The organism is Aeromonas sp. 603079 (assembly GCF_049172135.1).
GTDB lineage: Bacteria > Pseudomonadota > Gammaproteobacteria > Enterobacterales > Aeromonadaceae > Aeromonas > Aeromonas veronii.
The window spans coordinates 44604-55045 of the sequence record NZ_JAAKPX010000030.1 but is presented as its reverse complement, the minus strand read 5'-3'; the positions used below and the strand labels follow the sequence as shown (position 1 = coordinate 55045).

Below are 10442 nucleotides of genomic sequence, written 5' to 3'. Positions count from 1 at the left end.
CGTTGAGGATGCGCATAATACGCCTCTCATTTCGAAAGTCAAGCGATTGTTTTCGCTTTTCTTTCGGCGCCCACTTCACTAGGAAGCTGGCTCATCAGGTAGGCGTGTTCCGCCGTGCTGGTAGGGGCGCATTATAGGGAGCCGCGCCGGGATGACAAGGGCTTTTTCAGCAAAAAAGTTCGTTCGCTCAGATATCAAGCAACCGCCTCTTTTCATGCTCAAAATGACATCAATCCTGACTATTGCCGGATTTAAATTGAACATTTGAAAAGCCAATTTATAATTGCCATCTCAAATGTTCAATTGGAATGCCCTCATGCATCAAATCCTCGATAGCCATAAGGAAGAGCAAATCGTCCCGCTGTTCCGCTTGGGGTTCCGACCCTTCTTCTTGTTCGGGGCTCTGTTTGCTGCCGTCGCCATGTTGCTCTGGCTGGGGCAGCTCAACGGTTGGCTAACCTTGCCAGGGATTGCCAACCCAATCTGGTGGCATGGTCATGAGATGCTGTTTGGTTTCGGGACTGCCATCGTCGCGGGTTTTCTGCTCACCGCGGTGCAGAACTGGACGGCCCATCCCGGTGTTCGGAGCTGGCCATTGGTAATGGTGGTGGGGGTGTGGATGTTGCCAAGGACCTTGTTACCCTGGCTGGGTGAAGATAATATGCTTCTGATGTTGGCAGACCTGCTCTGGTTGCAGCTTTGCGCTTGGTTCCTTGCCAAGCCTATCTTGATAACCCGGCAATGGCGCAACCTCTTCTTCGTGCCCCTGTTGCTGATACTGACCTTGCTCAATGGTGCCAGCTGGTTATGGCAGGCCGATTGGACCACCGTTGAGCACCTATTGATCACCACTGTGCTGTTGTTTACCACCCTGATCGCCGTGATGGGTGGAAGGGTGATTCCGTTCTTCACCGCCCGAACAACCGGTCAGGAGAAAGCTGCACCTCGACTCTGGCTAGAACGGACTGCGCTCGCGACACAGTGGCTTATCTTGCTCTGCTGGTTGCTGCTCCCCACCCAATGGGTCACCAGCATATATATAGTGCCTCTCTATATAGTGGCGGCGAGTTTGCATCTGTGGCGGCAACTACGTTGGCATCTGCCATCGACCCTTGCGCATCCCCTGCTGTGGTCACTCCATATCGCCTATCTGTTTATCCCTCTTGGCCTGCTCTCCCTTGCGGCACATAGCGCGGGTCTGCCCATCACGTTGTCGATGGCCAGTCACCTGCTCAGCGCAGGCTGTATGGGCACCATGATCCTGGGCATGATTGCGCGAGTCTCCCTCGGCCATAGCGGTCGGGCCTTGCAGGTAGGACGCAGGATCACTGGCGCATTCGCCCTGGTTATCGCCGCCGCCACAATGCGGGTAGCGATTCCGCTGTTCTGGCCTGCTTATACACTGCATGGCTGGAACCTCAGCGCGCTTGCCTGGATCGCTGCCTATGGTCTGTTTGTCTGGGTCTATACCCCGATACTAATCCGCCCCAGAGCAGATGGTCGACCGGGTTGATGACTGCGGAACATGTTCAGGGTGTTGCCAGCGGATAGTGGATCAGGTTGTGGAAGATCGCCGGGGCTATGCCGAGATTCCGATAACCGTGGGGACGATCGGCAGCAAAACGCACCGCCTCCCCTTGCACCAGTGAGCGCCACTCCCCTTCCACCAGCACCTCCATCATGCCGCTGATGACGATGACATGCTCAGTCACTCCCGGCTCATGGGGCTCGGATTCACGCTGGTAACCCGGCAACAGGGTCAGCTCAAGCAACTCGAAACCAAACCGGTTTTCATAAGGAAAGAGCGGCGCAACTTGCATGCCCTCTCCCGCAGGCTGCTGGCGAATGGCATCGGCGGTGCGATAGAGCACCTCCTCCTGCACGGCTGGTGTGGGCTCAATGAAACTGGAAAATGAGACTCGAAAACCGGTGGCTATCTTCCACAGCGTCGCCACCGTTGGGCTGGACTCTCCCCGCTCAATCTGCCCCAGCATCGCCTTGCTGACACCCGTTTCGCGCGCGGCGGCATCCAAGCTCCAGCCGCGCTCGCTGCGCAACCCCTTCAGTCGAGCAGCCAGATGCTGACTCATCTCTTGCATAACTGCCTCTTTATTACTCTTGCATGATGCGACTTGTGCGCTATAGCGCACATAGATATAGTCAAAGCTGTATTGTACGTAATAACGCACAGCGCGTCACAACGCCAAAAGGAAGTCTCATGCCCTTCGCCCTCCCCCATCTGGTCGCCGGCTTTATCGCCGTGATGGTCGGCTACACCAGCTCCGTCATCCTGATCATCCAGGCCGCCACGGCAGCGGATGCTGATACTGCCCAAGTTGCCTCCTGGCTCTGGACGCTGGGGATCGGCATGGGGGTGAGCTGCATCGGCCTCTCTCTCTATTACCGCATACCCATACTAACCGCCTGGTCCACACCGGGCGCGGCACTGCTGATCACCACGCTGGGCAACTTCACTCTGGCGGAAGCCATCGGCGCCTTTGTGATCTCGTCCCTGCTGATCACTCTGTGTGGCATCAGCGGCTGGTTCGACCGTTTGATGAAACATATTCCGGCTCCACTGGCCGCCGCCATGCTCGCTGGCGTGCTGCTCAGATTCGGATTGGATCTATTCAAGGTCGCCCCGCAAGATCCCTTGCTGCTTGGCACCCTGCTGCTGGCCTTCCTGCTGGGTCGTCATCTCTGGCCCCGCTATACCATGGTGCTAGTACTGGGAGTGGGGATGCTGATCTGCAGCGTGCGGGGGGATTTGCAAATGGGCACCCTTCACTGGCAACTCGCCAGCCCGGTCTGGACATGGCCAGCCTTCTCCCTTGATGCTCTGTTTGGTATCGCGCTGCCGCTGTTCATTGTCACCATGACATCGCAAAACATGCCGGGAATTGCCATCTTGCGGGCCCACGGCTATCAGCCTTCCACCTCCTCGCTGATCAGCTGGACTGGCCTGACTGGCCTGCTGCTCGCCCCTTTTGGCGGCTATGCCTTCAATCTGGCCGCCATCACTGCCGCCATCTGCATGGGCAAAGAGGTCGACCCGGATACCAAGCGCCGCTGGCCAGCTGCGGTATGGGCGGGTTGCTTTTATCTCCTGACCGGCTGCTTCGGTGCGACCGTCGCGACCCTGTTTAGCGCCTTTCCGGCAGCCCTTGTCACCTGCGTCGCTGGTTTGGCCCTGTTAGGTACCATCGGCAGCAGCCTGCACTCTGCCTTGCACCAGGATGAAACGCGAGAAGCTGCGCTGCTCACCTTTATCATTACCGCGTCCGGGATCAGCCTGCTCGGCATCGCGGCAGCCTGCTGGGGTCTGCTGATTGGTCTGGCGATCTATCAGTTCCAATCATATCGACAAAGGAATCAATTGAACCTCAAACCGTGAACCTCTGCACACTATCCAGATAAAATGATTCACAAGTGAAACTAATTTCCTTCTAGTGGTGCCAGGGCACCAATCTTCCCGGACATGGTGCCCTGTCAGGTTCCATGCAACGGAGAATAAAAATGAAAAATCAGGCTGTCTTGTTACTACTGGCCATACTGGGTGCCACGAGCGTCCAGGCTGCCGATACGGATCGAGAGCTGGCTCGCCAGCTCGCACTTCAGCAGAAAAACCTGCTGCCCCTACTGAGCAATCAGCAATACCAGAGCCCGCTTCCCAACCTGCTGCAGAAGGCCAGCCCGCGCCTTAAGCGGCAGGCGACCAATGCCAACCAGGCGGCCATCAGCCGACAAGGACTGGATGGCGAGGTCAAGCAACTGATGCAGTTGCGGCTGGCCAACACCGATCAGGCCGCAGCATTGCAACAGGGGGTCGAACCGCTGGTCGCCTATGTTCCGAGCGGGGATGAGAAGAGCTGGAGCGCCATTGAAGCGTTCGACAGCGCCGGTAATCCAGTCTATCTGGATGTGGACAAGGCACCGGCCCGGCCGGTTCTGGTAGTCGAAGCCGATCCCGTCAAAGCCAAGAACGCAGGCTTGAAGGTAATGCGCAAGGCGCTGGCCGATGCTGATCTGCAAAGCGCTCCGCGAGTGGCGGCCAGCACAGCGCCACTCAAGACCAGTATCCTGAAAAAGATCAGACTGAAGGATGATCAGGAGCCCTGGCTGCTCGGCGCAGCCGAAGTGTATGCAGTGGTCGCAGGGGTCAACCCCAGCCGGGATGAGCCAGTAGTCGATATTGTCGACATGCCCTACCTCGACTATGACAACACAGACTACACCCCCAACCAGATCCTGGTTTACTGGGATCGCTATCGTTGGGGTGCCGTCGATGTGGTGATGATGGAGCAGGATGACAACGTCAACTACAAGGAGCTGAGCGCCCTGCTGATTGAAGCCCTCAAACTCGGCTTTACCGCGGGTGGCGTGCCGGAAGCCCTGCCCTTCCTCGATCTCGGCGGTCGCATCGTCAAGGCACTGCCCGATTCCTGGATGACCAATAACGACGACTATCTGGATACCTTCTACACACTGGAGCAGGATCAGGTCTATCACCAGTATCCGGGGGCTGCCGGTAATGCGGTTATCGATCTTGAGCCAAAAGAGATCGCCCCGACCAGACCTTGATAATCGGCCATAACGAAAAAGCCAATGAGCAACTCATTGGCTTTTTGCTTTTATCGCGGTGACCACCGGTCAACCCTTGGGACGAACCCCCAGAGTATGGCAGATGGCATAAGTCAGCTCGGAGCGGTTCAGGGTATAGAAGTGGAAATCCTTCACCCCTTCCTGACTCAGCACGCGCACCTGATCGATGGCGATGCTAGCCCCCACCAGATTGCGAGTCATCTGATCGTTATCCAACCCCTCAAAACGCTGATGCATCCAACGCGGGATCTTCACGTTGGTAAAACCGGCAAACTTGGCCAGGGTCTGATAGTTGGAGACCGGCAGGATCCCCGGCACGATTTCGGCATCGATACCGATGGCCGCGCAGCGATCCCGGAAGCGCAAGTAAGTTTCCACATCGAAGAAGAACTGGGTGATAGCACGGTTGGCACCGGCATCGATCTTGCGCTTGAGGTTGAGCAGATCGGATTGCGCACTCTTGGCCTCCGGGTGCCCTTCCGGATAGGCAGCAACCGAGATATCGAAGTCGGCCTCTGACTTGAGCAGAGCAACCAGATCGGTGGCATACATATCCGGCTTCTCCAGCCCCTGCGGCAAGTCACCGCGCAGAGCCACAATATGGCGAATGCCGCTGTTCCAGTAGTCGCGGGCGATAGTGCGCAGCTCGTCGCGGCTGGCATCGATACAGGTCAGGTGCGGCGCCGCAATCAGGCCGGTCCGCTCCTTGATGTCCTTGATCACCTTGTGGGTGCGATCACGGGTGCCGGAGTTGGCGCCATAGGTGACGGAGACGAACTTGGGTTCCAGCACTTTCAGCCGTTCGATGGACTGCCAGAGGGTATTTTCCATCCCTTCACTATTGGGCGGAAAAAACTCGAAACTGACCGATATATCGCCATTCAAATCTGCCAAGCTCTGGTTGAGCGCCTCAACCTGACGTGCACTGTGAAATCCCATCTGCTCTTCTCCCTGTCCTGCAATCCATCTGCCTACGTCAAAACGGATGTTTGGACGTCTAAACGTCTTTATATTTATGAGCAAAACGACACAAAGTCAACAGGGATTTACCTCACATCCGATCTGACGAACTTCATATTTACAAAATTAACGGTACGTAACCGAAAAGTGCCCATCCCAAAATCGCCCCAGTCGAGTTATGATGGGGGCAGATCGTCCTGGACGTTCTGAATCTGCGTGTGATTGTTTGGCCGGAGGTTTCTCCGGCCCCTTTTCATCTATTTCCCACTCCTGCCGATAACAGAATGAGTCTTTGCAGGAGCACCATCATGGATACCCACCCCGGCTTTGCCACCGACTTGCTGTTCGATCGCTATCAGGGCGAGGTTGTTCAGCACGATCAGTTCTGGGCGGTTCGCACGCCGGATGCTCCCGGCTATTACTTCGGCAACTACCTGCTGCTCCCCAACCCACCCAGCGACCGTGACAAAGGCTGGCTGGAAGCCACATTTGATCAACTGATCGGCCAGGATCCTCGAGTGCGCCACCGCACCTTCCAATGGCCACTGGCGGCCGGACAAAACAGCCGGATCGCCGGTTTTGTCGCAACAGGTTACCAATATATGGAGTGCGTGGTACTGGCGCTGGATGAACAGAGCTGCCCACCTCCTCACGACGACATGAACAAGGTTGAGGCACGCACCTTCACTACTGCTGATTGGCCTGAGTGGCTCGACTTCGAACTCAATGAACGGGATGAGGGACACTCGGAACAGAGCTATCTTCCCTATCTGCGATCCCGCCAGGCGCTCTATCAGGCCATGATTGCCGATGGTCTCGGGGACTGGTGGGGGATCTGGAAAGAGGAACAACTAGTCGCCAGCTGTGGCCTCTTCTTTTGCGGCACACTTGGGCGCTTCCAGTTGGTACGCACGCACCATGCGTGGCGCAATCAGGGGTTATGCCGCCAGCTGCTGAGTCAAGTGGCTCGCGCAGGATTATCCCGTGCCAAACAGCTGATCATAGTGGCTGACGAGCATTACCATGCCCAGCGCATTTACCGCTCTCTGGGGTTTGCCCCGGTTGCCCGCATCGGCAGCCTCTGCCGCTGGCCCCACGAAGCACAATAAAGCGATACATGCTGGCCGCGAGCCATAAAAAAACGGGAGGCTGATGCCTCCCGTTTTTATTGATGCAGATGACCTATTGCTGTGGCGCCTCCAGCTCGTTGGAGAGCGCCTGTTCCACCTCATCCGACGGCGCCGGTAATGGGGCAGCGGCCGCTGATGCGGGTTCTGCGGGAGTCACAGCTGGTGCCACCACGGCCGATGTTTCACTGGTCGCGGGAGCTGCGGACACCTCAGTCGTCGGCGCTGAAACTGGAGCAGGAGCAGGAGCAGGGGCAGGGGCAGGGGCAGGGGCAGGGGCAACCGTATCACACTGACAATCCGCGCTCTTGGCCTTGTTGCCCTGATGAGGGGCATACCAGCCCTTCAAGCCACCTTCCAGTCGATTTGCGGCAGCTTTGGGCTCCATCTTGCCAAGCAACACAGCCTGACTCACCTCGGCCAGTTCATCCCCCAACTTGGGCGTACCACGGGAGAGGATCTGGGTCGCCACCCGAATGGTCGAGTCACACTGATCGCGCCACTCCATCATCTCTTTGGCCGCCGGATTGGTGACATCGAAGAAGTGGTTGGAGAGGGAGAAGAATCCCGGCAGCGAGTTGGTATAGAGATCGGCAAATTGCGGCGTCGTCAGCCACTGCAGGAAAGCCATCGCCCCCTCTTTGTTCTTGCTGGCCGGGTTCATCCCCATACCGATATCGGTGTGGTCGGTAAAGAAACAGCCATCACCCTGTTTGGCCACCGGCGGGCGCATGACGCCAAAATCGACCTTGCCGGTGAAGGGAGCAATCTCCCAGGAGCCCGCCACGTAGAAGGCGGCCTTGCCCGAGGTAAACAGCTCGTTGCTGGTCGCATAATCGCGGCTCTCGCCACCTTCACCGAGGTAGGAACGCCAGCGGGCCAGCTCGTCGAACACCTTCACATATTGGGGGTTGTCCAACCGCTCCTGCCCGCCGATCAGTGCCAGACGGCCGTCCTCCCCCTTCCAGTAGTTGGGGCCAATGTTCTGGAACCCCAGTTCGGAGGCAACCCAGCTCTCGGAACCACTCATGGCCAGCGGCACATAGCGACCGTCGGCCTTGATCTTGTCCAGCACGGCGAAGAACTGATCGCGGGTTTGCGGCAAGGTGAGCCCCAACTCACTGAAAATATTCTTGTTATAGAAGAAGCCATGGATCACCGAGGCCATGGGTACGCAGAAGGTCTGGGCTCCGGAATCCGTCTGCCAGGGTGACTGGGCAAAACTCGGGAAGTTCTCCATCCCCGCCATCTCGGTCAGCTCGGCCAGATGGCCCGCCTTGAACAGGGCAAGCGAATCATCAAACGGACGACAGGTAATGAGATCCCCAGCCTTGCCGGCCTTCAGGTTCTCCAGCAAGGTAGGCATGTAGTTAACGTTCTGCACCGGATGAAAACTCACCTTGATGCCGGGATGCGCCGCTTCAAACGCCGGGATGATTTTCTGCTCCCACAACGCCTTGTCATCGGTTCGCCAGCTTTCAATCACCAGCTCGCTGGCCATCAGCTGGCCACACAACAGGAGACTCAGGGCTCCAATCCACTTTTTAGACATAAGCCCTCCTAGACCTTGAAATGTGCGATCAATTGCTGCTGTTTGGCGACCAGGTCGGCCAGTACTTCGCTGCTGCTGGCAGATTCACGCGCCTCCCGCTCTGTCTCGTATGCCACATCGGCAATACCGGCGATATGACGAGCGACCCCCTGACTGACGGAGATCTGCTCCTGTGCGGCATGGGCCACCTGATCCGCCATCGACTTGATGGCTCCCATCCGATCGGCAATGGATTGCAACGCCACATCCATCTCGCGGGTCTGCTCGACACAGCTCTGGGTCTGCTCCTGGCTGCGCCCCATCACTTCAACCACATGCTTGCTGGAGCTCTGCAGGTTCTCAATCATCCCCTGGATCTCTTCGGTCGAAGTCTGGGTGCGATTGGCCAGCGCCCGCACCTCATCGGCCACCACAGCGAAACCGCGGCCGGCATCGCCGGCACGGGCAGCTTCGATGGCAGCGTTCAAGGCCAGCAGGTTGGTCTGCTCGGCAATACTGCGGATCACATCGAGAATGCTGCCGATGTTGTTGCTGAATTCGCCCAGCTTGTAGGTGATGCCGACCGCCTCCTCCATGGCGCCAGCCAGCTGCTCGGTGATCCGGCGAGTGGTGGCCACTTTCTGGCGACCATTGCGCGCCTCTTCATCGGCCAGATCCACTTCCCGCTTGGTGCCATCGGTAGAGCGGGCCACCTCGGTGGCGCTCACTTCCAGCTCGGTAATGGCGGCGGCCACCTGATCGGTCTGGCTCTTCTGCTCCTGTACCCGGGACATGGCCCGTTCGCTGATCTCGGCGGCGCGGCTCGCTTCATCCACCAGATGACGGGAGCCCGCATTGATTTGAGAGAGCAGCTCGCCGGTCTTGCCCGCCAGCGTATCGATGGAGCGAGAGAGGCTGCCAAATTCGCAACTGCTGCGGTAGTTGATGCGGCGGGTCATGTCGCCGGCCGCCATGCAATCGAGCTCCTTGTTGATCATCTGCAACGGGCGCTGAATGCTGCGCGCCGTGGTATAGCCGATCACCAGTGCGGCAGCGGCCGACATCGCGGCAACCACCAGGATCCAGAAGCTGGCACTGCTGACCGCGGCATCGGCGTTGATCCGACTATCGCTAGCGATGGCACCGGCGGACTTGCCCATCTCATCGAGCAAATTGAGGCTGTTGACCAGACTGGCATCCAGCTGCTGATTTTGCGTGGCCAGCGACAGCTCCAGTTGCTGAGCCTGACGCATGGTCGCCAGCAAGCCCTGAGCGCCGAGCGCCAACTCCTGCATCCGATCCAGATTGGAGACAAAGCGCGCTTTTACATCATCGGGCACCACTACCCGCTCCAACCGCTTGCGGGCCATTTCGATGTCCTTGCTCAACACCTTTTCCAGCTCATTCAGGTCGGTTTTGGCATCGGCACGGCGGATATTCTTCAGATCGCGGGCGATACCCGAGGTAATAAGCTCCGCCTTGTTGCGCATGGAGCGCTTGCTGGCGGCCTGTTGCAGCAGCAGATCCGCCGCCCACTGGTAGGTATCCTCAAGACGGATAAATTCCATCTCCAGCTTGTGGCGCTGCTCCAGCGCACTGACCCACTGCCGATGCTGGGCCAACACCTGATCCGCCAAGCCATAAAATTGGGTGGTAGCACTCTCGACCTGCTGGAAGCGGGCACGAGCATCCGCTACATCGGTAAATTTACCCATCTCCTGACTCAGCTGGGCGAAGCGGTTCTGTTGCTCCTTGAACTGATTGGCCAGCTGCGGCAACTGGGCAGCATCTTCACTGGTGCGGTAGACCAACACCCAGCGGTTACTATCCTGCAGTGCCCCCTTGAGACCTGCGACAGCCACCACCAGCGGGGTTGCGCGGTCAGATACGGCAGAGAGGCCGTCATTTATACCCTTGATTTTAAAGGTACTGATCACACCAAGCAGGATCAGCAACAGCAGCATCAACACGAATCCGGCGATGATCCGCTGCACGATAGATAAGCCCATGGAGACATCCTCACTCATTGGGGGAAGGTAAAGTGAACATAGTCACTATCGGCAGGGGTGGCGAATAACTGAAATAAAGCGGCAGGTATTTAATTGATTTGTATCGGGTTGGATCACAGTCCAGACAAAATCAGCCATACGAAAAAAGCCCGGCACAAGCCGGGCTGAAAGAGACGTACTTTGCTATCTTCCGCGGTCCGATCAGAGCCGCAG

At 57.7% G+C, this 10442-nt stretch carries 8 protein-coding genes; 4 read left to right on the top strand and 4 right to left on the bottom strand.

Annotation, left to right across the window (positions count from 1 at the left end; translation table 11 throughout):
- Nucleotides 1-316: 316 nt before the first annotated feature.
- Nucleotides 317-1513, top strand: a complete 1197-nt coding sequence (locus tag G5287_RS19225) for an NnrS family protein (RefSeq protein ID WP_227341863.1) — start codon at nucleotides 317-319, stop codon at nucleotides 1511-1513.
- Nucleotides 1514-1529: 16 nt separating this feature from the next.
- Here the strand turns inward: G5287_RS19225 and G5287_RS19220 are convergent, their stop codons facing one another.
- Entirely contained in the window at nucleotides 1530-2099 is a 570-nt protein-coding gene (locus G5287_RS19220) for a helix-turn-helix domain-containing protein (RefSeq protein ID WP_202006101.1), read from the bottom strand.
- Between the two features lie 119 nt (nucleotides 2100-2218).
- Here G5287_RS19220 and G5287_RS19215 point away from each other — a divergent pair, with 119 nt between their 5' ends.
- Together G5287_RS19215 and G5287_RS19210 are read left to right on the top strand one after the other, a co-directional pair.
- Nucleotides 2219-3394 (top strand): benzoate/H(+) symporter BenE family transporter, encoded by a 1176-nt coding sequence (locus G5287_RS19215; RefSeq protein WP_227341861.1) that lies wholly within the window; start codon nucleotides 2219-2221, stop codon nucleotides 3392-3394.
- Nucleotides 3395-3516: 122 nt separating this feature from the next.
- The gene (locus G5287_RS19210; protein ID WP_227341860.1) at nucleotides 3517-4581 is read left to right on the top strand and encodes a DUF3103 family protein; all 1065 of its coding nucleotides are present in this window, start codon (nucleotides 3517-3519) and stop codon (nucleotides 4579-4581) included.
- 69 nt (nucleotides 4582-4650) lie between these two features.
- Here the strand turns inward: G5287_RS19210 and metF are convergent, their stop codons facing one another.
- On the bottom strand, nucleotides 4651-5541 hold the full coding sequence (gene metF, locus G5287_RS19205; protein ID WP_005340191.1) for a methylenetetrahydrofolate reductase: 891 nt from the start codon (nucleotides 5539-5541) through the stop codon (nucleotides 4651-4653).
- 329 nt (nucleotides 5542-5870) lie between these two features.
- On the opposite strand from metF, the gene G5287_RS19200 reads away from it, so the two are divergent.
- Nucleotides 5871-6671: a GNAT family N-acetyltransferase gene (locus tag G5287_RS19200; RefSeq protein ID WP_421172473.1), complete on the top strand. Its 801-nt coding sequence runs from the start codon at nucleotides 5871-5873 to the stop codon at nucleotides 6669-6671.
- A 73-nt stretch (nucleotides 6672-6744) separates the two neighbouring features.
- Here G5287_RS19200 and G5287_RS19195 read toward each other — a convergent pair whose 3' ends face one another.
- Nucleotides 6745-8241, bottom strand: coding sequence for an ABC transporter substrate-binding protein (locus tag G5287_RS19195; protein ID WP_421231743.1), 1497 nt, complete (start codon nucleotides 8239-8241; stop codon nucleotides 6745-6747).
- Nucleotides 8242-8249: 8 nt separating this feature from the next.
- The gene (locus G5287_RS19190) at nucleotides 8250-10229 is read right to left on the bottom strand and encodes a HAMP domain-containing methyl-accepting chemotaxis protein (RefSeq protein WP_421231742.1); all 1980 of its coding nucleotides are present in this window, start codon (nucleotides 10227-10229) and stop codon (nucleotides 8250-8252) included.
- Between the last annotated feature and the right edge of the window lie 213 nt (nucleotides 10230-10442).